We start from the raw sequence: 22729 nt of genomic DNA on the forward strand, positions 1-22729 counted from the left end.
TCATGTCCCACAAAGTCCGCTTGCACGCGGGTAATCCGGAAAAGTCGGTCCCGTTGTCATCAGCCGATCATCAGCCGACCGCCGGCCACCTCGGCGCGTGCCGAGGTGGCCGGCGGGGTCACAGGGTGCCGTGCACCGCCCGGCCGTCGAAGAGGGTGAGGTCGACCGGGAGGTCGGGCAGGTCGTGCGGGGAGGTGTCGGCGAGGCGTCCGCCGAGGACGCAGAGGTCGGCGACCTTGCCGGGTTCGAGGGTGCCCTTCCAGTGCTCGGCGAAGTCCTGGACGGCCGGGGCGGAGGTGTAGGCGCGCACCGCCTCGGGGAGGCCGACGCGCTCCTGCGGTCCGCTGGTGCGGCCGGTCGCCTTGGACTCGCGCAGCAGCATGGAGGCGACGCCGCGGCGCCAGTCCGGTTCGGTGATCGGCGCGTCGGAGCTGGCGCACAGCCGTACGCCGGCCGTGAGGGCGGAGCGCACCGGCCACATCCGCCCGGAGCGTTCGGTGCCGACGACCTCGTCCATCAGGTCGGAGATCGTCCATTTGATCGCCGGGTTCATGTTGACGCCGTAGCCGTGCTCGGCGAGCAGGGCGAGGCTGCGTCCGGTCGCGAAGTCGCCGTGGATGAGGTAGTGCCGGGCGTCGGAACGCGGGTGGGCACGCTGGGCGGCGGCAAAGGCGTCGGCGACCGTGTCGATCGCCCGGTCACCGGTGACGTGGACGCCGATCTGGTGGCCGGCGGCGTGCACGGCGGCGATCATCGCGGTGAGTTCGGCGGCCTGGAGCGCGGGCGCGGCGCCGTGCACGCACAGCGCGCCGTGGCCGCCTCCCCGGTAGGCGTCGTGCATCCAGGCGGTCCGGTTGGGCGGCACGCCGTCGGCGAAGAGCTTGACGCCGAGGACCGCGAGCCGGCGCGGGTCGATGTCGTCCAGCGGCAGTGCGGCCAGTTCGGCGAGCCCGGCCCGGACGTCCGGCAGGCCGCCGCCCATCGGGGAGGGCAGCAGCAACAGGCTGACCCGGGCGTGCAGTTCGCCGCCGCGGGCGAGGTCCAGGTAGCTGCGCAGGGCGCCGGTGCCCATGGCGCCGGCCATGATGCCCTCGCCGCCCGGCCCCAGGCCGGGTTCGGTGTAGCTGGTGGTGCCGAGGGCGTGCAGGGCGCTGATCGCGCCGGTGATCGCCGCGCGGCGGCGGTGCTCGTCGGCGCGCGGGATGTGCGCGTGGACGGCGCGCTGGGCGGCCTCGCGGAGGATGCCGGTGGGGTGGCCGGCCGGGTCGGCGTCGATGGTGCCGCCGGGCGGGGGCTGGGTGGCGGGGCCGATGCCGGCCGCGCGCAGGGCCGCCGAATTGACCCAGGCCATGTGGTCGGAGAAGTCGGTCAGGCAGACCGGGTTGTCCGGGGCGGCGGCGTCCAGGTCGGCACGGTCGGGCAGGGTCCGGCTGCCGTCGCGGCACTCGGCGAGGTAGCCGACGTCCCAGCCGCGGCCGACGATCCACTCCCCCGGCGCGGCGGCGCGGGCCGCCGCGGCGACGGCCGCCACGATGTCGGCGATCGAGCGGACGGCGGGGAAGTTGAGGTCGAGGGCGAGCGGCGGGCGGTTGAGGCCCCAGGCGTGGCCGTGCAGGTGCGAGTCGTTGATGCCGGGCAGGACGGTGCGGCCGCGCAGGTCCACCACCCGGGTGGCGGGCCCGGCGTGGCCGAGCACGGCGGCGGTGCTGCCCACGGCGGTGATGACGCCGTCGCGCACGGCCAGCGCCTGGGCGGTGCTGAAGCCGGCGTCGACGGTGAGCACATCGCCGTCGACGAGCACGAGGTCGGCGGGACGGGATTCGGCGGGGCGCGTTCGAACGGGCATGGGGTCGGCGGGAGGGTTCACGGGTGTCAGGGCCCCTCGGGGGAGACCACGCCGCGGTCCGCCCAGTACGGCTCGACCAGTTCGCGCACCTGCTCGGCGCCGACCCGCTCCAGCAGCTCCAAGGCGCCGACGTTGTCGGTCAGCTGCCGCATCCGGCTGGCGCCGAACAGCACGGTGGCGGTGGCGGGATGGGTGAGCGCGAAGGCCACGCACAACTGCGCGGGGGTCGCGCCGAGGTCGGCGGCGACGGCGGCCAGCCCGCCGGCGGCCTCGGTGATCCGGTCGCGGATGCCGCCCGGGTCACGGCCGATCTCGCGTGCGGGGCTGGTGCGCCCGGCCAGGATGCCGCCCTCCAGGATGTCCGAGGCCTGGAGCGAGAGGCCCTCGGCGAACAGCTCGGCGAAGGGCTCGCCGTCGGGGACGGCGCGGCGGCAGGGGCTGTACTTGAGCTGGGCGAGCTGCGGGCCGGGCGAGCCGGCGGCGCGGGCGTGCTCGCGGATGGTACGGATCGCTGTGGCGGACCAGTTGTTGACGCCCCAGCAGCCGATCAGGCCCTCCTTCTCCAGCTCCGCCAGCTCCTCGGCGATCGCGCGCAGGTCGAGGTCCTCGCGACGGATGTCGCCGAGCACGGCGAGGTCGGCGTGCTCGACGCCGGCCCGGAACAGGGCGTTGGCCAGTTGGTCGCGCAGCGAGAGCTGCGGGTAGGGCTCCAGCCAGAGCTTGGCGGAGAGCAGGTAGTCCTCGCGGGCGAGGCCGCCGGCCCGCACGATGGCGGAGAACAGCACGTCGGTGAAGACCGGCGGGTGGCCGGGGATGCCGTAGACGGCCACGTCGAACAGGTTGATGCCGAGGTCCACGGCGTGGCGGACCATGGCGACGGCGTCGCCGAAGTCCATCCGGTCGTAGGTGTGCCAGGAGCCGAGGGACAGCGCGGACACCTCGGGTCCGGCGGTGCCGAGCCGGCGGCGGGGGACGACGGTCATGATGGTCCTCACGGGGTCGGGGGATGACGGAGGGGGCGGGCGGTCGGGTGCTCGAAGGTGGCACCCGGCGCCCCGGGGCGGGACACAGGGACATGAGGGGACGCCCCGGGGCGCCGGGCGGATCGGGGCGCCGGCGGCGGAGGGCCGCCGGCGCGGAGCGGGCCTGGGTCAGGGCAGCCAGGGGTGCACGACGGCCTTGGTCTGCTCCAGGCGGGCCATCGCCTCGATGGCCCCGCTCGCGCCGCTCAGCCCGACCGGGTCGCTGAACAGCGCGTCCCAGTCGAAGTGCGAGCGGAAGGCGGCCAGGAACTCCACGGCCCGGTGGTAGTCGCCGACGTCGCCGTTGAGCGAGCCGAGCACGGTCAGCTCCTTGCCCATGACGGTGCCCAGCGGCAGCTCCTGGAGGGCCGGGCCGGTGGTGCCGACGACCACGAACCGCCCGCCCCAGGCGGCCAGGTCCACCGCCTCGGCGCCGACGCCGGGCGCGCCCGCGAGGTCGATCACCAGGTCGGCGCCGCGTCCGCCGGTGGCGGCGAGCACCGCCTCGCGGCGGGCCTCGGGGCCGTCGGCCAGACCCAGCGTCAGGTCGGCGCCGAACTCGGCGGCGAGTTCCAGGCGGCTGTCCGGCGCACCGATGGTGATCACCGGACCGGCGCCGCCCGCCTTGGCGACGGCGGTGGCGACGATGCCGAGCGCGCCCGCGCCCTGGATCACCACCGAGGAGCCGGGGCGGGTGCCGCCGGCCCGGTCGAAGGCGTGCAGCACGGTCTTGACGGCGCAGCCGGCCGCGGCGGCCCAGGTGGACTCGACCTCGTCGGGCAGCAGGTACTTCTGCGCGTTCGGGACGACGTAGTTGTACTCGGCGAGCCCGGCGGTGGCATAGGGGTGGCGGTCGGCGCGCTGGCGGAAGCCGTAGCCGCGGTCCTCGCAGGCCACCGGGGTGCGCAGCACGGTGCAGCCGTAGCAGTACCCGCAGGTGGACTCCGACCAGCCGATCCGGCGGCCGACCGCGACCGGGCGGCCGAGCGCGTCCACGGTGCCCTCCCCCACCGCGACCACGGTGCCGGCCGTCTCGTGGCCGAGGACCAGCGGCAGCATCCCGGGCAGCGACATCGCCCCGCTCCACAGGTGGACGTCGGTGGCGCACAGCGTGGCGCAGTCGACGCGCACCAGGGCGGCGCCCGGTTCGATCCGCCGGGGCAGCGGCAGCTCCTCGATCACCAGCGGCTCGCCGTGGGCGTGCAGCACGGCGGCCCTGGTGCCGGTCGGAAGCGTCATGGTCCTTCGTCTCCTTCGTTCCCCTGGTCCACGGTCCGGGCGGGTGCCCGGTCCGGTCATCTGCTGTGGGCGGTGTCCCAGACCTCGTTGCGGCTGCGCCACCAGAGCAGCACCACGATGACCAGGAAGGGCACCACGCCCTGGTACTTCTGGATCGCCTCGACGGAGGCGGACAGGCCCTCCAGGCAGCCGAGGACGAGGCCGCCGAGCAGGGTCAGCGGCAGGCTGCGGAAGGCGCCGAGCATGGCGACCGCCAGCGCGGTGTTGATGAGCTTTCCGAGGGTGGAGAAGTCCCCGCCCAGGCGCGGGGCGGCCAGCACCACCACCAGCGTGGTGACGGCGCCGATGGCGGCCCACACCGCGACCGCCAGCTTCGCCACCGGGATCCCGACCACCTCGGCGGTGGCGGGCTGCTCGGAGAGCGCCTGCAGGCGCAGACCGAGCCGGGTGCGGCCGAGCAGCAGGCCGACGCCGACGGTGATCAGCGCGGCGAAGGCGATGGTGACCAGCACGGACTGCGGGATCACCACCCCGCCGAGGGTGAGCACCGGCTTCTCGAAGGGGCTCGGGAAGGTGTGCGCGCCGGTGGTGGTGGAGCCGAACAGCCGCAGTCCGGCGGCCATCACGGCGACGTAGACGGCGACGGTGACGGCCGCCTTGGTGTTCTGCGAGTGGCCGGCGAACCAGCGCACCAGCACGGTGCCGAGCAGGGCGGACAGCGCCGCCCCGGCGAGCACCCCGGCGGGCAGGGCCAGCCAGAGGCTCACGCCCTCGTCGGTGAGGCTGACCATGACGAAGGCACCGATCGCGCCGACGGCGGCCATCGCGAAGTTGACGGTGGCGACGAGCCGGTAGGTCAGGACGACGCACAGGCCGAGCAGGGCGTAGACGCCGCCACCGGTCAGGCCGGCGAGCGTGGAGTTGAGCATGGGACGCCTCCTGGGGTCCGCCGGGGGTCCTGCGGGGTCGGGGTCACTTCTTGCCGGGGACGACGAAGCCCTCGGGCAGGACCTTCCAGGTGCCGTCGACGGCCTGGACGAAGCGGCTGCCCTGGACGGGGTTGTGGGCGTCGCCCTCGCCGAACACCCAGGGGGTGCCGACCATCGGGTAGTCGACGGGCTGCATGGTCTTGAAGGCCTTGGTGACGGACTCCCGGTCGATCGTCCCGGAGATGCCCTTGAGGACCTGCACGAAGAGGTCGGCGGCCATCACGCCGCCCTGGCTGAAGGCGGTCTTCTGGATCTTGTTCTTGTCGACCAGCCGGGACCAGCGCTCGTTGCCGGGCAGGGTGGTGTCGGTGTACGGCTGCCACTCGGTGCCGGCGTAGACCTTGAGGCCGGCCGGGATGGCCTGGGCGTTGGCGTCGGTGTAGCTGTTGGCGCCGACGATGAAGTCGACGTCGTCCATGCCCTGCGTCTTCGCCTGCGCGAAGTAGGGCCCGACGATGCCGTTGTAGAGCACGGCCTGACAGCCGGCGCCCTTGTCGGCGACCAGGTACTTGGTCGGATCGCCCTCAGCGATGGCGAGCTCCTTGTGGGCGAGCTGCTTGCCGGTCAGCTCGGTCCACTTCTTGATCGCGTCCTCGATGCCGCCGCCGCTGCCGGGCAGCACGGTGTAGTCCAGGCAGACCTTGTCGTGCTTGAGCACCTCGGAGGCGTAGTAGAGGTTGGCGGTGAGCAGGTTGAACGGGCCGGGGTTGACCGGGGCGATGTTGGGGCTGGTGAAGCAGGCCGGGTCGACGCCGACGGCCGGGATCGAGACGATCTTCTCCTTGCCGTAGGCGGCGCGGTTGAGGCCGCAGTCGACGGCGCTGGAGGAGCCGACCAGGGCCACCACCTTCTTGGACTTGACCAGGTCGACGGCGGCCTCGGTGGAGCGCTGCGGGTTCATCGCGTCGTCCATGCTGACGAGTTCCAGCTTGCGGCCGTTGATGCCGCCGGCGGCGTTGACCTCGTCGAAGACGGCCTTGACGGCCTGGGGGACCTCGGGGGTCTGGAAGAGTCCGGTGATGCCGTTGATCGAGCCGACCTTGATCGGGCCGGACTCCGAGCCGGAGCCGGAGCCGTCGCAGGCGGTGGCGCCGAGGGCCAGTGCGGTGGCGGCGGCGAGGGCGGCGAGCGGCCGGGCGTGCGTCATGGTGCACTCATTCCGTTCTGTGGGGGCGCGCCGGAACAGGGGTACAACGCGGTCCCGCGCGAGGGTGGGTGTGGGGGTGTGCGGGAGGGGCGGGGCCGTGCGGGGCCGGTCAGCCGACCGGGACGTCCGCGGTGCCGAGGTAGGCGGCCATCACGGTGGGGTCGGCGAGCACCTCGGCGGTCGGGCCGCCGGCGATGACGTGGCCGAAGTCCAGGACGGTGACCTCGGAGCAGGCGGCCTGGACGAGGTCCATGTCGTGCTCGACGAGCAGGACGGAGACGCCGTAGCGGGCGGGCACCTGGGCGAGCCGGCGGCCGAGGGCGAGCGATTCGGCGGCGGACTGGCCGGCGGCGGGCTCGTCGAGCAGCGCGACGGCGGGGCGGGCCGCGACGGCGGCGGCGACGTCCAGCAGGCGGCGGGCGCCGGCGTCGACCAGGGAGACCGGCAGGCGGCCGGGCGGGCAGCCGAAGAAGTCGAGCAGTTCGTCGGCCTCCTCGGTGGACAGGTGGCGGCCGGCGCCGATCGTGAGGTACTCGTACTGGGTGAGCTCCGGGGCGATGGTGGTGGTCTGGAAGGTGCGGCGCAGGCCGCGGGTGGCGCGGGCGCTGGGGCTGAGCCTGTCGAGCGGGGTGCCGGCGAGCGCCACGCTTCCCTGGTACCCGCCGACGAAGCCGGTGACGGCGGCGATGAAGGTGGACTTGCCGGCGCCGTTGGGGCCGATCAGGCCGACCACCGCGCCCCGGGGGACGGTGAGGTCGACGCCGTCGAGCGCGGTCACCGGGCCGTAGCGGACGGTCAGTCCGCTGACGGTCAGGGCCGGCTCGCCGGTGGCGACGGTGGCGGGGGCGGCGGGCGGTTCGGGCACGGCCGGGCGGTCGGCGGCGGTGGCCTCGTGCTCCTTCAGGAAGGCGCGGGCGGCGCGCTCGCGCTTGCGGGAGCGGGTGAAGTCGGTCTGGCTGACGCCGCTGCGCAGCGCGAACACGGCGCCGACGCCGAACAGCATGCCGCCGAGGTCCTGCGGCAGGTCCAGCTTCTCCAGGACGGTCGCCATCACCGCGCCGAAGATGCCGCCCATCACGGCGCCCTCGGGGTTGTGCGGGCCGATCATGATGGCGACCGCGAACAGCGCGAGCGACTGCATCATGGCGAAGTTGCCGGGGACGACCAGGCCCAGCTGGCCGGCCATCAGGCCGCCGCCGACGCCCGCGACGAAGGCGCTGATCGCGAACGCGGCGAGCTTGCTGCGGGCGACCGAGACGCCGTGCGCGGCGGCGGCCCGCTCGGAGTGCCGCAGTTCGGTCCAGGACATCCCGAGCCGGGTGCGGTTGAGCAGGGCGAGGCCCAGCGCGATCAGCGTGAAGACGATGACGACCAGGACGAAGTAGGCGCCGTCCTCCTCGAACAGGGCGGGCCGCTCCAGGGTCCTGAGCTCGGCCATGCCCGGCATCTGGTTGGCGTTCAGCACGATGTCGGCGGAGACCGCGAAGCCGAAGGTGACCACGGCCAGGTTGACGCCCCGGATGCGCAGCGCGGGCAGGCCGATCGCGACACCGACCGGGACGGCGGCCAGGCCGCCGAGCACCAGCCAGACCAGGAAGCCGCCGGGGGCGTCGGCGACGTTGAGCCGCAGTACCACCCAGGCGCCGATCGAGGCGAAGGACATCTGGCACAGCGACATCACGCCGACCCGGCCGACGATCACACCGTAGCTCTGCATGATCACGGCGCTGACAACGGCGGTGATCGCCAGGTAGACCCAGTAGGCCGGGAGCAGGGTCGGGACCAGGACGCAGGCGGCGACGGCGGCGCCGAGGCCGGTGAGCAGCGCCCGCCGGTCGCCGGCGAGTCTTTCGGTGAGGCTCATGCTCCCCCGCTCTCCGCCGGGCCGCTGCCCGGGCCGTGGTCCGCGACCGCCGCGCCGACGGGCTGCGGGGTCGCGCCGAAGTAGAAGTCGTGCAGCCGGTCGGCGTCGCCGCGCAGTTCGGCGCAGGGGCCGTCGTAGGCGAGCCGGCCCTTGCTGAGGACGTAGGCCCGCTCGCCGATCTCCAGCGCGAGGTGGGCGAACTGCTCGATGAGGAGCACCGCGATGCCGAGGTCGACGAGGTCGGCGACGGCCTTCATCAGCCGGTGGACGACCACCGGCGCGAGGCCGGAGGACATCTCGTCGATCAGGACGGTCTTCGGCCGGGAGACCAGGGCGCGGCCGAGGACGAGCATCTGCTGCTCGCCGCCGGAGAGGTGGCCGGCCTGGAGGCCGCGGCGCTTGTCCAGCTCGGGGAAGAGCCGGTAGGCGGTGTCGAGGTCGGCGCCGTCCCGCTGGGCGACCAGCAGGTTCTGTTCGACCGTCAGGGTGCGGAAGACGCTGCGGGACTGTTCGACGTAGGCGAGGCCGGCGGTGGCGCGGCGATAGGTGGACAGCTTGTCCAGGGGCGTGCCGTCGAGGGTGACGGTGCCGGAGGTGCAGCGCACCAGGCCGGCGATGCCGTCCATCAGGGTGGTCTTGCCGGCGCCGTTGGCCCCGAGCAGGACGGTGACCGAGGCGGGGGCGACGTCCAGGCTCACCCCGTGGACCACGGGGGCCTCGGCGCGGCTGATGCGGACGTCGCGCAGGGCGAGCGCGGGTGTCATCGTTCGGCTCCGCAGGCGGCGCGGATGGCGTCGGCGACCAGGGCGTGGGCCCGGGGGGCGTCGGTGAGGTCGGTGGCGAGCAGGCCGAAGAAGCCGTGGATGAGGCCGTCGAACCGCACCAGCGAGGTCTCCACGCCGGCGGCGGCGAGCGCGCGGGCGTACTCCTCGCCCTCGTCGCGCAGCACGTCGTACTCGGCCTCCAGGACCAGCGCGCGGGGCAGTCCGGACAGGTCGCGGGCGCGCAGCGGGAGCAGGTAGGGGTCGGCGAGGTCGGCGGCCTCGCGCGGGTACTGGGTGAAGAACCAGTCCATGCTGTCCTTGGACAGGAAGTAGCCCTCGGCGTAGTCGCGGTAGGAGACCCGGCCCTCGTCGGGGTGGGCGACCACCGGGGAGACCAGTACCTGGAGGGATATCCGGGGTCCGGCCTGGTCGCGGGCGCGCAGGCTGGTGACGGCGGCGAGGTTGCCGCCGGCGCTCTCGCCGCCGATGGCGAGGCGCTGCGGGTCGACGCCGATCGTGGCGGCGTTCTCGTGCAGCCAGGTGAGGACGGCGTAGCAGTCGTCGGCGGCGGCCGGGTAGCGGTGCTCGGGGGCGAGCCGGTAGTCGACGGAGACGACCACCGCGCCCGCGGCGGCGCACACGGCTCGGCAGGAGTACTCGTTCTCGTCGAGACAGCCGATGGTCCAGCCGCCGCCGTGCAGCCAGATGAAGGCGGCGAAGGGGCCCTCGCCGTCGGGGGTGTAGATCCGCACGGGGATGTCGCCGGCCGGGCCGGGGACGGTGGTGTCGGCCACCGAACCGACGGCGGGCAGGGTCTCCGGCATGATCCAGGTGGTGCGGAACTGCTCGCGCATGGTCGCTGCATCGAGTTCGACGGGCTGGGCGGGCTGCTCCGCCGCACCGGCCCGGTCGATGATCAGCTGTGCCTCGGGGTGCAGGGGCATCGTTTACCTCCGATTGCCCGGGTGCCGCTGGGGGTTCGGCACTCGAAAATCGTATCTGATTCCATGTACGTTAAGCAGTCACAATCCACGGTGTCCAGAGCTGGGAGCAAGATGATGCGCAACGGATTCCAGGCCGGAATCACCACAGCTGACCTGGTCATGCAGGGTGGCCGCGTGCACACGATGGACGGCGCCCGCACGGTCGGCGAGGCGCTGGCGGTGCGCGGGGGCACCGTCGTCCGGGTCGGCACCGACGCCGAGGTGGCCCCGCTGATCGGGCCCGGCACCAGGGTGGTGGAGCTGCGCGGGCGCTCCCTGCTGCCCGGGATCAACGACTCGCACCTGCACGGCGCATGGCTGGGCACGATGTGGCCGGACACGCTGATGGCGCAGCTGGCGGCGGCGCCGGACGGCGGCTTCGGCGACGACGGGCACCGCCACGACCACGCGGGCGAGGGACCGGCGCTGGCCGCGCTGACCAGCTCCGCCGAGCGGCGCCGGGCGATCCTGCGCACCGGCGAGCTGCTCTCCTCGCTCGGCATCACCAGCTACACCGAGCCCGGCCTCGGACCCGGCGAGGACGGCGGGCCGACCGGCTGCTTCTCCTCCGCCGTGCTGGCCGAGTACGCCGAACTGGCCGCCGAGGGACGACTGCGGGCGCGGGTCACCGCACTGCTACTGTTCGGCCTGCTGGACGGCGCGAGCAGCGCCGCCGACCTGCACCGCGGACTGACCGGGTTCGCCGCGCCCGCCGAGGTGCCCGGCTGGTTCCGGGTGGCCGGGGTGAAGATCTTCGCCGACGGCATCCCGCCGATGGGCAGCGCCTGGAGCGAGGAGCCGTACGCCGACGGCGGCCACGGCGACCTGCTGGTGGACGGCGCGGACGCGGGCGAGCGGGAGGCGAACCTGCGCGCGATGATCCGGGCCGCGCACGCGGCCGGCCACCAGGTCGGGGTGCACGCCACCGGCAGCCGCACCACCCGGGTGGTCACCGAGGCCTTCGCCGAGGCCCGCGCGGCGGACGGCCGGGACGGGCGGCACTACCTCATCCACGGCGACGTGCTGCACCCGGCGACGCTCGCCGCGATGGCCGCCGCCGGGGTGGGCCTGAACACCCAGCCGGGCATCGCCGCCGCGACCGCCGCGATGCTCGCCGGGGCGCTCGGCACCGACGCGCTGGCGCACGCCTGGCCGGTGCGCGACGCGCTGGCGGCGGGCGTGCCGCTCTGCCTCAGCTCGGACGCGCCGGTGCTCGCCCCGGACTGGCGGGCCGGCGCTGCCGCGGCCGCCACCCGGACAGTGGAGGCCACCGGCCGCGACCAGCGGATCGCCCTGACAGAGGCGCTGTACGCGTACACCGCGGCCCCGGCGCGGCAGGACGGCGCCGAACACTGGAAGGGCACGCTGGAGGCCGGGATGGCGGCCGACCTGTGCCTGCTGGACGCGGACCTGCGGGAGGTCGCCCCGGCCGCGCTGCCCGAGGTGCCGGTGGCGATGACCGTGCTGGACGGCCGGGTGGTGCACGAGCTCTGACCCGGCGGCCCGGACCTCCCGCGCGGGAGGTCCGGGCCGGTCCACGCTCAGCCCGTCGGCGCGTCGGTGCCCCAGGAGGCCCCGGGGTGCACGACGTCGCGGTCCAGCCAGAGGCCGGCGACCGCCGCGCGCAGTTCCTCCCCGTGACGCTCCAGCAGCTCCAGCGCGCCGAGGTTGGCCTCGAACTGCTGCAGGCTGCTGGCGCCGAACAGCACGCTCGCGGCGGCCCGGTGGGTGAGGGTGAAGGCGAGGGCGAGCTGGGCGGGGGTGGCGTCGAAGCCCTCGGCGATGCGTCGCACCTGCGGGTAGGACTCCCGGATCCGCTCGCGGATGCCGCCCGGGTCGGCCCCGATCTTGCGCTGGGGGTGCAGCTTGCCGGCCAGGATGCCGCCCTCGAAGACGTCCGAGGCCTGGAGGCCGAGCCCGAACTCCTCGAACAGCCGCCCGTAGGGCTCGCCCTCGGGCACCGAGCGGCGGGCCAGGCTGTACTTGAGCTGGGCGAAGGACGGCGCGACCAGCCCCTCGGCCCGGGCGAACCGGAAGGCCTCGGCCAGGTCGTCCGCCGACCAGTTGTTGACGCCCCAGGCGGTGAAGCGCCCGGCCCGCACCTGCTCGGCGACGTCGGTGACCACCGCCGGGACGTCCAGCCTGCCGAGGTAGTCGCCGACCACCACGAAGTCGGCGCGGTCGGTGCCGACCCGGGCCAGCGAGACCTCCAGCTGCTCGGCGAAGGAGGCCTTCGGGTAGTCCCAGAGCCACAGCTTGCCGCAGAGCAGGTAGTCCGCGCGGGACAGGCCCGCATTGCGCACGGCCTCTCCGAAGAGGATGTCGGTGACCGCGTTCTCCGCGTGCGGGCCGAAGTCGTAGTGGGCGACGTCGAACAGGTTCACCCCGCGCGCGACGGCGCGGGCGACCAGGTCGGCCGCCTCGTCGGTGGTCATCCGGTCCCAGGTGTTCCACGAGCCGAGGCCGAACACCGGCACCTCGGGGCCGCCCGCGCCGAGCCTGCGCCGGGGCACCGCCTGCGGGCCGCCGTCCGGGGACACGCTTTCCGAGAACTCCACGCCAACCTCCTGAGGATCCGAGTGGTCCGGCTCTGGCCGCCGGGAAGGCGATCGTATAGCATCCGGCATATTCTTTGACCGTCAAGGAGGACGCGATGTCCCTTCGCCCGGAATCCCCCCGTTCCGCGGACCCGGCCCCGATCGTCGAGGTGGCCGTCGGCTACATGGCCGCCAAGCAGCTGTTCGCCGCCGCCGACGCGAACCTGTTCGCCGCACTGGCCGACGGCCCGCTGGACGTGCCGCAGATCGCCGAGCGCACCGGCCTGCCCGAGCGCACCAGCCGCATCCTGGCCGACGCGATGGCCGGCCTCGGCCTGCTGGAGCGCACCGACGGACGCTACGCCAACTCGCCCGGCACCGCCACGTACCTCACCGGCGCCGAGGGCCAGATCGACCTGCGGCCGTTCCTCACCTTCCTCGACGAGATCAGCTACGGCCACTGGCTGGGCTTCGGCGACACCAGCCGCACCGCCGAGCCCCAGCAGCTCGACTTCGGCGGCGAGCGGATGACCACCTTCCTCGGCGGCGTGATGACCTACAACGCGCTGCACGCCCGCCAGCTGGCCGAGCACTACGACTTCACCGCGCACGAGCGGGTGCTGGACCTCGGCGGCCTGTCCGGCTCCTTCCTGGCCGAGGCGCTCACCGCCGCCCCCGGCCTCAAGGGCACCTTCTTCTCGGCCGGCGAGCTGGTCGGCCACGCCCGCGACGTGCTGGCGGCGGCCGGGGTCGCCGACCGGGTGGACATCGTCGAGGGCGACGCGGTCGCCGGGGACGTCCCCGGCGGCTTCGACCTGGTGCTGCTGGAGCACGTGGCGCACCGCTTCGACGCCGGGCAGAACCTCGCCATCGCCCGCCGGGCACGCGCGGCGGCCGCCGAGGGGGCCAGGCTGGTGCTGCTGGACTTCTTCCTGGACTCCGACGACAAGCAGCGCGCCATCGACGCCCTGCACGCCGGCGAGTACCTGGTGATCGACGGCACCACCGTCTACCCGGAGGACGAGGTCCGCGGCTGGCTGCGCGAGGCGGGCTGGGAGCCCGTCGAGACCCGCGCACTGCCCGGCAGCCCGCGCATCATCATCGCGGAGGCCCGATGAGCACCGAGGAGAGCACGGGCACCGGGGGCCGGGTCGTCCTGGTCACCGGGGCGGCCAGCGGCATCGGCCGGGCGGTCGCCGAGGCCTTCGCGGCGGCCGGGGACCGGGTGGTGGTCGCCGACCTCAACCGGGCGGCGGCCGACGCCGTGGCCGGGGAGATCGGCGCCCGCGCGCTGGCCGTCACCATGGACGTCACCGACCGGGCGAGCGTGAGCGCGGCGCTGGCCGAGGCCACCGAGCGGTTCGGCCCCGTCGAGGTGCTGGTCAACAACGCGGGCCTGGCGGGCGGCGGCGGTGCGCTGATCGACCTGCCGGCCGAGGTCTTCGACCTGGTCGTCTCGGTGAACCTGCGCGGCACCTTCACCGTCACCCAGGTCGTCGGCCGGCAGATGGTGGACAGCGGCCGGGGCGGGGCGATCGTCAACATCAGCTCGATCGGCGCCCGCCAGCCCACCCCGGGGCTCGGCCACTACGAGGCCACCAAGGCCGCGGTGGACGCGCTCACCCGCACCGCCGCCCTGGAGCTGGCCGGGCACGGCATCCGGGTCAACGGGGTGGCCCCCGGGCCGGTGCACACGCCGATGACGGCGCCGCTGATGGACGACGCGGCGGCGCGCGGCGCCTGGGAGGCGCGGATCCCGCTCGGCCGGATCGCCGACACCGGCGACCTGACGCCGCTGGTGCTGTTCCTCGCCTCGGCACAGGCCCGGCACATCACCGGCGCGGTGGTGCAGGTGGACGGCGGCCAGCTGCTGGTCTGACCCCCGGGAACCCGGAAGGGGCGGGAGTCCTCGTGGACTCCCGCCCCTTCGGGCCGTACGGAAGGGCTCGGTCGGACGGCTCAACCGGACGGCTTGGCCTGGTGCAGCGCGTCGGCGGTGGCCGCCTTGTGGGCGCAGGCCACCCGCTCGATCTCGGCCGCGTCGGCGCCCTGCTCGATCAGGTCGAGGATCTGCTCGTGCTCCACCACCGAGCGCCGGGCCCGGCCCGGCACATAGGTGAAGGTGGAGCGGCGCATGTGGTCCAGCCGGGCCCACTCCTCCTCCAGCAGGGAGCGCAGGTGCGCGTCCGGGCAGTGCTGGTAGATCGAGAAGTGGAAGGTGCGGTTGAGCGCGGTGAACGCGGCCGGGTCGAACTCGTCCAGCGCGGCCACCATCCGGGCGTTGATCTCCCGTGAGGCGGCGATCTGGTCCGGCGTCAGCAGCGGTGCGCAGACGGCCGTCGCGTACCCCTCCAGCCGGGCCAGGATCTGCAGCGAGTGCTCGACCTGGACGGCCTCGAAGACCGCCACCCGGGCACCGATGTTGCGCACCACCTCGACCAGGCCGTCCGACTGCAGCCGGCGCAGCGCCTCGCGCAGCGGGATGGTGCTGACCCCGGTCTCCTGCGCGAGCTGGTTCATCACCAGGCGGTAGCCCGGGCCGTACGTGCCGTCGAGGATGCGCGAGCGGAGCAACTCGTAGCTCTGCTCGGCCTTCGACCCGCCACCGCTGGTTCGGTCCTTCGCGGAACCCAACGCCGTTCCCTCATCCTTCCTCAGCACGGCCTTCGCCCCCGTGGCGGACCGCCGGGCGGTCCGCGCGCCCCCGGCGGTCACCGGGCGAGGGCCTTCAGCACGACGCCGCGGAACTCCGCACCGGCCAAGGCCCCCAGGTGGTCGCCGGGAACGGTCACCAGCTCCGCCCCGTCAAGGGGAGCAACGATACTCTCGATGCCCCGCGTCATCACATCGTCCGCGCCGACGACCACCACCGGGGCGGTCCGTCCGGCCCAACGCCCGGGTGTGAAGGGGGTGTTGCGCAGGCCCTCGACGCAGCGGACGAGGGCGGCGGCGCGTTCGCCGCGGGAGCGGACCAGGCCGGCGATCATGCCGGTGAGGGGGTCGGCGGGCTCCGTGCCGTCGGCCACCGCGCGGTGCAGCGCCTCGACGTCGACTCCGGCGAACGGCTCGAAGGGGCTGAGCCCGCCGAGCACCACCCGGCCCACCCGCCCGGGTGCGGCCGCCGGGAACTCCCAGGCGAGCCGGGCACCGAGGGAGTAGCCGACGAGGTCGAACTCCCCCACCCCGGCGGCGTCCAGGGCCGCCAGCAGCCGGGCGGTCAGGGCGTCCGCGCCGGCCCCGGCGGCGTCGGCCGGGTCCGGCGAGGCGCCGTGGCCGGGCAGGTCCGGCACCAGCACGGTGCGGCCGGTGGCGGCGATCGCGGCGGCGGTGCCGGGTGCGATCCAGTCGGTCTCGCCGTCGGAGGCGAAGCCGTGCAGCAGGACGACGGGCGGCTCGCCTCCGACGCCACCTCCGTCGCCCTCCTCCGGCGTGATGATCCGCACCGCCAGGTCGTCGCTCCGGTTCATGAGCACTGCACCTCTCCCCTGTTTTCGCATACGATTTTTGATAGTACTGCACGCCCACCCGCCCTGCCATCGCTTCGACCGGGTCGGTCGCGCCTGCGGATCATGTGCGAATTCACATCCGATCAACCATGGCCAGCGTCGATCACGTCCGCTATCGTGCATGATGCCGTATACGATTCTAGGAGGGCAATGTGGCACACCCCCTCGGACTGTCGCCGGGAAAGATCATCGCGGTGCACCTCAACTACCGCAGCCGAGCGGCCGAGCGCGGGCGGACCCCCGACGCCCCCTCCTACTTCCTGAAGCCCCCCTCCTCGCTCTCCTGGAGCGGCCGGCCCGTCGTCCGCCCGGCCGGGTGCGAACTGCTCGCCTTCGAGGGCGAGATCGCGGTGGTCATCGGCAAGCGGGCGCACCGGGTCACCCGCGAACAGGCCCTGGAGCACGTGGCCGGCTACGCCGCCGCCAACGACTTCGGCGTCTACGACCTCAAGCACGCCGACCTCGGCGCCAATCTGCGGGCCAAGGGCCGCGACGGCTACACCCCCGTCGGCCCGGCACTGCTGACCGGCGTCGACCCCACCCGGCTGCGGCTGCGCAGCTGGGTCAACGGCCGGCTCGTCCAGGACGCCTCCACCGAGGAACTCCTCTTCCCCGTCGACCTGTTGATCGCCGACCTGTCCCGCTCGACCACCCTGGAGCCGGGCGACGTGCTGCTGATCGGCACCCCGGCCGGCTCCACCGTGGTCCAGCCCGGCGACGTGGTCGAGGTCGAACTGGAGGAGAGCGGCCGGCTGCGCAGCGAGGTGGTCGCCGAGGAGAGCGGCGTCATCGAGTACGGCGCACTGCCCCGGGCCACCGAGGAGGCCCGGCAGGCCGCGTACGGCTCCGTCCGGCCGTCCGCACCCGCCGCCGGGCAGGCCGCAGCCGCCACCGCCGGGCTGGACGAGCGGACCGCCGCCCTGCTGCGCACCGTCTCCACCGCCACCCTCTCCGCCCAGCTGCGCAAGCGCGGCATCGACCACCACTTCATCGAGGGCGTCCGCCCGGCCCGCCCCGACCTGCGGATGGTCGGCACCGCCCGCACCCTGCGCTACCTGCCGCTGCGCGAGGACGTCTTCGCCGAGATCGGCGGCGGGATGAACGCCCAGAAGCGCACCGTCGAGGAGCTGCTGCCCGGCGAGGTGCTGGTGATCGGCGCGCGCGGCGAGCACGGCTCCGGCACCCTCGGCGACATCCTGGCACTGCGCGCGCTGCGCCGCGGTGCGGCCGGCGTGGTCACCGACGGCTGCCTGCGCGACAGCCCCTCCTTCGCCGGCCTCGACCTGCCCTCCTACTACGCCGGGCCGCACGCCGCCGTGCTCGGCCGCCGGCACGTTCCGATGGACTCCCAGGTGCCGGTGGACTGCGGCGGGGTGCTGGTGATGCCCGGCGACGTGCTGGTCGGCGACGCCGAGGGCGTCGTGGTGATCCCGCCCGCGCTGGCCGCCGAGGTCGCCCGGGACGCCGCCGCCCAGGAGGACGAGGAGCGCTTCGTGCTGCGGCAGGTGGACGGCGGCGCCGGCATCGACGGCCTCTACCCGATGAACGCGCACTGGCGCGCCCGCTACGAGCGCGAGCGCCAGGGCGACTGACCCTCCGCCCTTCCTCCCCTCCCCCCACTCCCCCACGGAGACCCGATGAAGTTCCGAAGCGACCCGTCCGTGATCCGCGGCTCCCTCGCCCCCGTGGTCACCCCCTTCGCCGACGACGGCGCCGTCGACCACGACTCGCTGCGCGCCCTGGTGCGCTGGCAGCTCGACTCCGGCTCGCACGGCATCTCGCTGGGCGGCTCCACCGGCGAGCCGAGCGCGCAGAGCGTCGCCGAGCGGATCGCCGCGATGCGCACCGCCGCCGAGGAGATCGCCGACCGGGTGCCCTTCCTGCCCGGCACCGGCTCCGCCAAGCTCGACGAGACCCTCGAACTCACCGCCGCCGCGGCCGAACTCGGCGCCGACGCGGCCCTGGTGATCACCCCCTACTACGCCCGGCCCACCCAGGAGGCGCTGTACCGCTGGTACGCCACGGTGGCCCGGGAGTTCCCGGACCTGCCGCTGGTCGTCTACAACGTGCCCTCGCGCACCGCCGTGGACATCGAGCCGGAGACCGTGCGCCGGCTGTTCACCGACTTCGACAACGTCGTCGGCGTCAAGGAGACCACCAAGGACTTCGAGCACTTCTCCCGGGTGATCCACGCCTGCGGCTCCGAACTGCTCGTCTGGTCCGGCATCGAGCTGCTCTGCCTGCCGCTGATGGCCCTCGGCGGGGCCGGCTTCATCAGCGCCGTCGCCAACCTGGCGCCCACCGCCGTGGCCCGGATGTACGAGCTGTGGGAGCAGGGCGACCACGCCGGCGCCCGTGAACTGCACTACCGCCTCCACCCGCTGGTCGACCTGCTGTTCGTGGAGACCAACCCGGCCCCCGCGAAGTGGGTGCTGGCCCGGCAGGGCCGGATCGCCTCCGACCACGTCCGACCGCCGCTCACCGCGCCGACCGACGCCGGCCTGGAGCGGATCCGCGCGCTGCTCGCCGCCGGCGGCGACCTCACCCAGCAGCTGTGACCGCGGGCTCCACCGCCCCGCCCCCCACGAGAGCAGGAGACGAGATGACCACCACCACCGAGGCGGCCCCGCAGGCCGCCGCCGACCCGGCCGGCGCCCCGGCCCGTCCGGCCGGGCTGCCCGGCGAGATCCCGCACTGGATCGGCGGCGAGCGCGTGCCGTCCGCCGACGGCCGCGTCCTCGACGTCGCCGACCCGGTCTCCAACACCGCCTACGCCACCCTCGCGGCGGGCGGCGCGGCGGACGTCGACCGGGCGGTGGCCGCCGCCCGGGCCGCCTTCCCCGCCTGGTCGGCGCTCGGCAACCGGGAGCGGGCCACCGTGCTCAACCGGATCGCCGACGCGGTCGAGGCCCGCGAGGAGGAGCTGGCCGCGTTCGAGTCCTTCGACACCGGCCTGCCGATCACCCAGGCCCGCGGCCAGGCCCGGCGCGCCGCCGAGAACTTCCGCTACTTCGCCGACGTCGTCGTCGCCCTCGGCGAGGAGGCGTTCCGGGTCGGCACCCAGCAGCTCAACTACGTGGTGCGCACCCCCGTCGGCGTGGCCGGGCTGATCACCCCGTGGAACACCCCGTTCATGCTGGAGAGCTGGAAGCTGGCGCCGGCCATCGCCTCCGGCTGCACCCTGGTGCTCAAGCCCGCCGAGTGGACGCCGCTCTCGGCGAGCCTGTGGCCGGCCATCCTCACCGACGCGGGCCTGCCGGCCGGCGTGGTCAACATCGTGCACGGCCTGGGCACCGAGGCCGGGCAGGCGCTGGTGGACCACCCGGAGGTGCCGATCCTCTCCTTCACCGGCTCCACCGCCACCGGGCGGCACATCGTGCGCTGCTCGGCGGACCGGCTGAAGACGGTCTCCATGGAGCTGGGCGGCAAGTCCCCGGTGGTGGTCTTCGCGGACGCCGACGTCGAGGCGGCGCTGGACTCGGTGGTGTTCGGCGTCTTCTCGCTCAACGGCGAGCGCTGCACGGCCGGCTCCCGGGTGCTGGTGGAGCGGCCGCTGTACGAGGAGTTCACCCGCCGGCTGGCCGAGCGGGCCGAGCGGGTCCGGGTCGGACTGCCGGGCGACCCGGCGACCGAGGTCGGCGCGCTGGTCCACCCCGTGCACTACCGGCGGGTGCTGGACTACGTCGAGGCCGGGAAGGCCGAGGCGCGGCTGGTGGCCGGCGGCGACCGCCCGGCGCACCTGCCGGAGGGCAACTACCTTCAGCCGACCGTCTTCGCGGACGTGCCGCGCGACGCCCGGATCTTCCAGGAGGAGATCTTCGGCCCGGTGGTGGCCGTCGCGCCGTTCGACGACGAGCGGGAGGCCATTGACCTGGCCAATGCCACCGCATACGGTCTGGCCGCATACGTGTGGACATCCGACCTCAAGCGGGGTCACCGGGTCGCCCACGCGGTGGAGTCCGGCATGGTCTGGATCAACTCGCACAACGTCCGCGACCTGCGCACGCCGTTCGGCGGGGTGAAGGCCAGCGGCCTCGGCCGCGAGGGCGGTGCGCACAGCATCGACTTCTACACCGAGTCCAAGATCGTCCACGTGATGCTCGGGGACGTCCACACGCCGCGCTTCGGCGCCGACGAGCAGCACTGAACCCGCCCATGGGAGTCACGCAGATGGAGGTCACGCCGATGCCCACCCCGCCGGACGTCGTACGGTCCGCCTACGCCCAGCTGGTCGTCACCGACCTGCCCCGGGCCCGCTGGTTCTGGGTCGACATGCTGGGCTTCCACGTCCAGTACGAGGACGAGCGCGCGCTGTACCTGCGCGGCACCGACGAGCTGACCCACCACAGCCTGGTGCTGCGGGTGGGCGACGCGCCCGCCCTGGACCACCTCGCCTACCGGGTGCGCACCCCCGAGGACGTGGACCGCGCCGAGGAGTTCTTCACCGCGCTCGGCTGCCCGGTGCGCCGGGTGCCGGCCGGCACCGGCACGCGCGGCGTCGGCGACGCGGTGCGGGTGGTGGACCCGCTCGGCTTCCCGGTCGAGTTCTTCCACGCGATCGACCGGGCCGAACGCCTCATCCAGCGCTACGACCTGCGGCGCGGCGCCGAGGTGGCGCGGATGGACCACTTCAACATCGTGGTGCCGGACATCCCGGCCGCCTACGAGCACTACCGCTCGCTCGGCTTCGGCTGCTCGGAGACCATCGAGGGCGACGAGCACGAGCTGTACGCGGCCTGGATGTTCCGCAAGCAGACCGTGCACGACGTCGCCTTCACCAGCGGCGCCGGGCCGCGGCTGCACCACGTCGGGGTGTTCGCCCCCGAGGCGCACCAGGTGCTGCGGACGGCCGACATCTTCGGCTCGCTGCGCGCCGAGCACCACATCGAGCGCGGGCCCGGGCGGCACGGCGTGTCCAACGCCTTCTACCTGTACCTGCGCGACCCGGACGGCCACCGGGTGGAGATCTACACCTCCGACTACTACACCGGGGACCCGGACCACGAGACCTACCGCTGGAACGTGCACGACGACCGGCGCCGGGACTTCTGGGGCAACGCGGTCATCGAGTCCTGGTACAAGGAGGCGGTGCCGGTGCTGGACCTCGACGGCAAGGCGCAGCCGGTGGTCTCGGCGACGCTGGACGAGTCGGCGGTGCAGGTCGGCGCGGACGGGCTGGGCATCATCCCGGCGCCCGCGCCGGTGCCCGCCGCGGAGCGCTGATCCCTCCTGACCTCCTCGCGCCGCCCCGGGCCCGCCGGCCCGGGGCGGCGTCGTCGTCCCCGGCCCCGGGCAAAGGGCCCGGCAAGGGGCCCGGCAGCGGGAAGGCCCCGCCGCCCGGGTCGGGGTGGCGGGGCCGGTGGGCGGGTGCTCAGAGGTGGTAGCCGTACTCGCGGAACTCCCAGTCGGTGACGTGGCGGGCGAAGCGCTCCAACTCGGCGCGCTTGAAGGCGAGGAAGGCCGAGGTGAAGCCCTTGCCCAGCGCCTCGCAGAGCGCCGTGTCCGCCTCCAGCGCGTCCAGCGCCGCGCCCAGCGAGCCGGGCAGCACCGGCGCCTTGGCGGCGTCGTAGCCGTAGCCCTCCAGCGGCGCGGGCGGCTCGACGGCCTCCTCGACGCCGAGCGCGAGGGCGGCGACCAGGCCGGCCACGGCGAGGTAGGGGTTGGCGCCGGCGTCGCCCAGGCGGACCTCCAGCCGGGTCGACCCGCCGCGCTCCGGAGGGATGCGCACCATCGCGCTGCGGTTGTCCAGGCCCCAGTCGATCAGCCAGGGCGCCAGGGTGTCCGGCCCGAACCGCTTGTAGGAGTTGACCGTGGGGTTGAGCAGCGCGGCGAGCGCCGGGGCGTGCCGCAGGACGCCGCCGATGGCGTGCCGGGCGGTGGCGGACAGACCGTCGGGCGCGCCGGGGTCGGCGAAGGTGTTGTGCCCGTCGGCGTCGAGGCAGGAGACGTGCAGGTGGAAGCCGGAGCCGCCCTCGGCGTTGAACGGCTTGGCCATGAAGGTGGCCAGCCGGCCCTCGGTGCGGGCGATCTCCTTGACCGCGGCCTTGAAGCGGAAGGCCCGGTCGGCGGCGTCGAGGGCCTCGGAGTGGGTGAGGTTGATCTCGAACTGGCCGCCGGAGAACTCGTGGTTGCCCATGGTGGTGCCGATGCCGAGCGCGGCGAGCAGGCGCAGGGTGCGCAGCAGGTGGCCGTCCGGGTCGCCACGGCGGCCGGCCACGTAGACGTTGCCGGGCGCGCCCGCGTACGGGCGCCAGCCGCTGGGGGCGGCCGGGTCGGGCTCGCAGAGGAAGTACTCCAGTTCCGGTCCGACGACGGCGGTCAGGCCGAGTCCGGCGAGGCGCTCGGTGACGGCGTGCAGGACCTCGCGGGGGGACTCGGGGCACGGGCGGCCGGTGCTCGGGTCGGTGATGCGGGCGAGGCACCAGGCGACGCCGGGCTCCCAGGGGAGTTCGACGAGCGTGGCGAGGTCGGGGTGGACGGTGATGTCGGGCAGGCCGGCGTCGAGGCCGCCCTCGACCGGGACGACCTCGCCGAGCGGTCCGGTGTGGTAGATCGCGCGGCAGAAGGTGAGTCCGTGGCGGACGGCGGCGGGCAGCGCGTCGACCAGGACGTCGCGGCCCCGGTCGGTGCCCATGAGGTCCGGGTAGCCGACCCGGACGACGTCGATGCCGCGGGCCCTCAGCGCGGCGGCGACCGCCTCGGGGTCCTGCGTGGCGGGTGCTTGGGGGGTGGCGACCGGGTCGGTCACGACGGGCCTCCTCGTGAGGCGGGCGTGGGGGTGGGGAGTTCACCGCGGTCCGGGCGGGCGAACGGTCGGCTCCGGCCCGGGACT

At 74.3% G+C, this 22729-nt stretch carries 19 protein-coding genes; 7 read left to right on the forward strand and 12 right to left on the reverse strand.

Features of this window, described 5'->3' with window-relative positions; all coding sequences use genetic code 11:
- Positions 1 to 118: 118 nt before the first annotated feature.
- The 8 genes from ACFU9E_RS23355 to ACFU9E_RS23390 all read right to left on the reverse strand — a co-directional run bounded on the left by ACFU9E_RS23355 (position 119) and on the right by ACFU9E_RS23390 (position 9815).
- A complete protein-coding gene (locus ACFU9E_RS23355) occupies positions 119 to 1846 on the reverse strand; it encodes an amidohydrolase (RefSeq protein WP_380715296.1) in 1728 nt (575 codons plus the stop codon).
- A gap of 26 nt (positions 1847 to 1872) precedes the next feature.
- Positions 1873 to 2829: an aldo/keto reductase gene (locus tag ACFU9E_RS23360; RefSeq protein ID WP_380689827.1), complete on the reverse strand. Its 957-nt coding sequence runs from the start codon at positions 2827 to 2829 to the stop codon at positions 1873 to 1875.
- 168 nt (positions 2830 to 2997) lie between these two features.
- Positions 2998 to 4107 carry a zinc-binding dehydrogenase gene (locus tag ACFU9E_RS23365; RefSeq protein WP_380686458.1) on the reverse strand — a complete coding sequence of 370 codons (1110 nt, stop codon included), beginning with the start codon at positions 4105 to 4107 and terminating at the stop codon, positions 2998 to 3000.
- Positions 4108 to 4163: 56 nt separating this feature from the next.
- Positions 4164 to 5036, reverse strand: a complete 873-nt coding sequence (locus ACFU9E_RS23370; RefSeq protein ID WP_355363347.1) for a branched-chain amino acid ABC transporter permease — start codon at positions 5034 to 5036, stop codon at positions 4164 to 4166.
- 43 nt (positions 5037 to 5079) lie between these two features.
- Positions 5080 to 6243, reverse strand: a complete 1164-nt coding sequence (locus ACFU9E_RS23375) for an ABC transporter substrate-binding protein (protein WP_380686460.1) — start codon at positions 6241 to 6243, stop codon at positions 5080 to 5082.
- A gap of 109 nt (positions 6244 to 6352) precedes the next feature.
- Positions 6353 to 8107 (reverse strand): ATP-binding cassette domain-containing protein, encoded by a 1755-nt coding sequence (locus tag ACFU9E_RS23380; protein ID WP_380686462.1) that lies wholly within the window; start codon positions 8105 to 8107, stop codon positions 6353 to 6355.
- Positions 8104 to 8871, reverse strand: a complete 768-nt coding sequence (locus ACFU9E_RS23385) for an ABC transporter ATP-binding protein (protein WP_380686464.1) — start codon at positions 8869 to 8871, stop codon at positions 8104 to 8106. Before ACFU9E_RS23385 ends, ACFU9E_RS23380 begins: the two co-directional genes overlap by 4 nt.
- The gene (locus ACFU9E_RS23390; protein WP_380686465.1) at positions 8868 to 9815 is read right to left on the reverse strand and encodes an alpha/beta hydrolase; all 948 of its coding nucleotides are present in this window, start codon (positions 9813 to 9815) and stop codon (positions 8868 to 8870) included. Before ACFU9E_RS23390 ends, ACFU9E_RS23385 begins: the two co-directional genes overlap by 4 nt.
- A gap of 111 nt (positions 9816 to 9926) precedes the next feature.
- Between ACFU9E_RS23390 and ACFU9E_RS23395 the strand changes: the two genes are divergently transcribed.
- A complete protein-coding gene (locus tag ACFU9E_RS23395) occupies positions 9927 to 11348 on the forward strand; it encodes an amidohydrolase (protein ID WP_380715298.1) in 1422 nt (473 codons plus the stop codon).
- A gap of 47 nt (positions 11349 to 11395) precedes the next feature.
- Here the strand turns inward: ACFU9E_RS23395 and ACFU9E_RS23400 are convergent, their stop codons facing one another.
- A complete protein-coding gene (locus ACFU9E_RS23400; protein WP_380685615.1) occupies positions 11396 to 12412 on the reverse strand; it encodes an aldo/keto reductase in 1017 nt (338 codons plus the stop codon).
- Positions 12413 to 12507: 95 nt separating this feature from the next.
- Between ACFU9E_RS23400 and ACFU9E_RS23405 the strand changes: the two genes are divergently transcribed.
- Positions 12508 to 13509: a methyltransferase gene (locus ACFU9E_RS23405; RefSeq protein ID WP_380685617.1), complete on the forward strand. Its 1002-nt coding sequence runs from the start codon at positions 12508 to 12510 to the stop codon at positions 13507 to 13509.
- Positions 13506 to 14270, forward strand: a complete 765-nt coding sequence (locus tag ACFU9E_RS23410; RefSeq protein WP_380685619.1) for an SDR family NAD(P)-dependent oxidoreductase — start codon at positions 13506 to 13508, stop codon at positions 14268 to 14270. Before ACFU9E_RS23405 ends, ACFU9E_RS23410 begins: the two co-directional genes overlap by 4 nt.
- 80 nt (positions 14271 to 14350) lie before the next feature.
- Here the strand turns inward: ACFU9E_RS23410 and ACFU9E_RS23415 are convergent, their stop codons facing one another.
- Together ACFU9E_RS23415 and ACFU9E_RS23420 are read right to left on the reverse strand one after the other, a co-directional pair.
- Entirely contained in the window at positions 14351 to 15025 is a 675-nt protein-coding gene (locus ACFU9E_RS23415; RefSeq protein WP_380685621.1) for a GntR family transcriptional regulator, read from the reverse strand.
- 77 nt (positions 15026 to 15102) lie between these two features.
- Complete coding sequence (locus ACFU9E_RS23420) at positions 15103 to 15858, reverse strand: alpha/beta fold hydrolase (RefSeq protein ID WP_380685623.1); 756 nt, start codon at positions 15856 to 15858, stop codon at positions 15103 to 15105.
- 191 nt (positions 15859 to 16049) lie between these two features.
- Between ACFU9E_RS23420 and ACFU9E_RS23425 the strand changes: the two genes are divergently transcribed.
- From ACFU9E_RS23425 to hpaD, 4 genes are read left to right on the forward strand one after another with little or no spacing between them, the layout of a single operon-like run.
- Positions 16050 to 17489, forward strand: a complete 1440-nt coding sequence (locus tag ACFU9E_RS23425; RefSeq protein ID WP_380685625.1) for a fumarylacetoacetate hydrolase family protein — start codon at positions 16050 to 16052, stop codon at positions 17487 to 17489.
- A 45-nt stretch (positions 17490 to 17534) separates the two neighbouring features.
- Positions 17535 to 18455, forward strand: a complete 921-nt coding sequence (dapA, locus tag ACFU9E_RS23430; RefSeq protein ID WP_380685627.1) for a 4-hydroxy-tetrahydrodipicolinate synthase — start codon at positions 17535 to 17537, stop codon at positions 18453 to 18455.
- Positions 18456 to 18499: 44 nt separating this feature from the next.
- Entirely contained in the window at positions 18500 to 20044 is a 1545-nt protein-coding gene (gene hpaE, locus ACFU9E_RS23435) for a 5-carboxymethyl-2-hydroxymuconate semialdehyde dehydrogenase (protein ID WP_380685629.1), read from the forward strand.
- An 8-nt stretch (positions 20045 to 20052) separates the two neighbouring features.
- Positions 20053 to 21120, forward strand: coding sequence for a 3,4-dihydroxyphenylacetate 2,3-dioxygenase (hpaD, locus tag ACFU9E_RS23440; RefSeq protein WP_380685631.1), 1068 nt, complete (start codon positions 20053 to 20055; stop codon positions 21118 to 21120).
- A 148-nt stretch (positions 21121 to 21268) separates the two neighbouring features.
- Here the strand turns inward: hpaD and ACFU9E_RS23445 are convergent, their stop codons facing one another.
- Positions 21269 to 22531, reverse strand: coding sequence for a glutamine synthetase family protein (locus ACFU9E_RS23445; RefSeq protein WP_380689972.1), 1263 nt, complete (start codon positions 22529 to 22531; stop codon positions 21269 to 21271).
- Between the last annotated feature and the right edge of the window lie 198 nt (positions 22532 to 22729).

Origin of the sequence: Kitasatospora sp. NPDC057595 (assembly GCF_042800875.1) — a bacterium.
In the GTDB taxonomy this organism is placed as follows: Bacteria; Actinomycetota; Actinomycetes; order Streptomycetales; family Streptomycetaceae; genus Kitasatospora.

Excerpts from the sequence above, each read along its gene's own strand:
- ACFU9E_RS23380 (WP_380686462.1), bottom strand. The coding sequence starts at position 8,107 with ATGAGCCTCACCGAAAGACTCGCCGGCGACCGGCGGGCGCTGCTCACC.
- ACFU9E_RS23395 (WP_380715298.1), top strand. The coding sequence starts at position 9,927 with ATGATGCGCAACGGATTCCAGGCCGGAATCACCACAGCTGACCTGGTC.
- ACFU9E_RS23405 (WP_380685617.1), top strand. The coding sequence starts at position 12,508 with ATGTCCCTTCGCCCGGAATCCCCCCGTTCCGCGGACCCGGCCCCGATC.
- ACFU9E_RS23385 (WP_380686464.1), bottom strand. The coding sequence starts at position 8,871 with ATGACACCCGCGCTCGCCCTGCGCGACGTCCGCATCAGCCGCGCCGAG.
- ACFU9E_RS23375 (WP_380686460.1), bottom strand. The coding sequence starts at position 6,243 with ATGACGCACGCCCGGCCGCTCGCCGCCCTCGCCGCCGCCACCGCACTG.
- dapA (WP_380685627.1), top strand. The coding sequence starts at position 17,535 with ATGAAGTTCCGAAGCGACCCGTCCGTGATCCGCGGCTCCCTCGCCCCC.
- ACFU9E_RS23355 (WP_380715296.1), bottom strand. The coding sequence starts at position 1,846 with ATGCCCGTTCGAACGCGCCCCGCCGAATCCCGTCCCGCCGACCTCGTG.
- ACFU9E_RS23390 (WP_380686465.1), bottom strand. The coding sequence starts at position 9,815 with ATGCCCCTGCACCCCGAGGCACAGCTGATCATCGACCGGGCCGGTGCG.
- ACFU9E_RS23370 (WP_355363347.1), bottom strand. The coding sequence starts at position 5,036 with ATGCTCAACTCCACGCTCGCCGGCCTGACCGGTGGCGGCGTCTACGCC.
- hpaE (WP_380685629.1), top strand. The coding sequence starts at position 18,500 with ATGACCACCACCACCGAGGCGGCCCCGCAGGCCGCCGCCGACCCGGCC.
- ACFU9E_RS23365 (WP_380686458.1), bottom strand. The coding sequence starts at position 4,107 with ATGACGCTTCCGACCGGCACCAGGGCCGCCGTGCTGCACGCCCACGGC.
- ACFU9E_RS23445 (WP_380689972.1), bottom strand. The coding sequence starts at position 22,531 with ATGGGCACCGACCGGGGCCGCGACGTCCTGGTCGACGCGCTGCCCGCC.
- hpaD (WP_380685631.1), top strand. The coding sequence starts at position 20,053 with ATGGGAGTCACGCAGATGGAGGTCACGCCGATGCCCACCCCGCCGGAC.
- ACFU9E_RS23360 (WP_380689827.1), bottom strand. The coding sequence starts at position 2,829 with ATGACCGTCGTCCCCCGCCGCCGGCTCGGCACCGCCGGACCCGAGGTG.
- ACFU9E_RS23420 (WP_380685623.1), bottom strand. The coding sequence starts at position 15,858 with ATGAACCGGAGCGACGACCTGGCGGTGCGGATCATCACGCCGGAGGAG.
- ACFU9E_RS23410 (WP_380685619.1), top strand. The coding sequence starts at position 13,506 with ATGAGCACCGAGGAGAGCACGGGCACCGGGGGCCGGGTCGTCCTGGTC.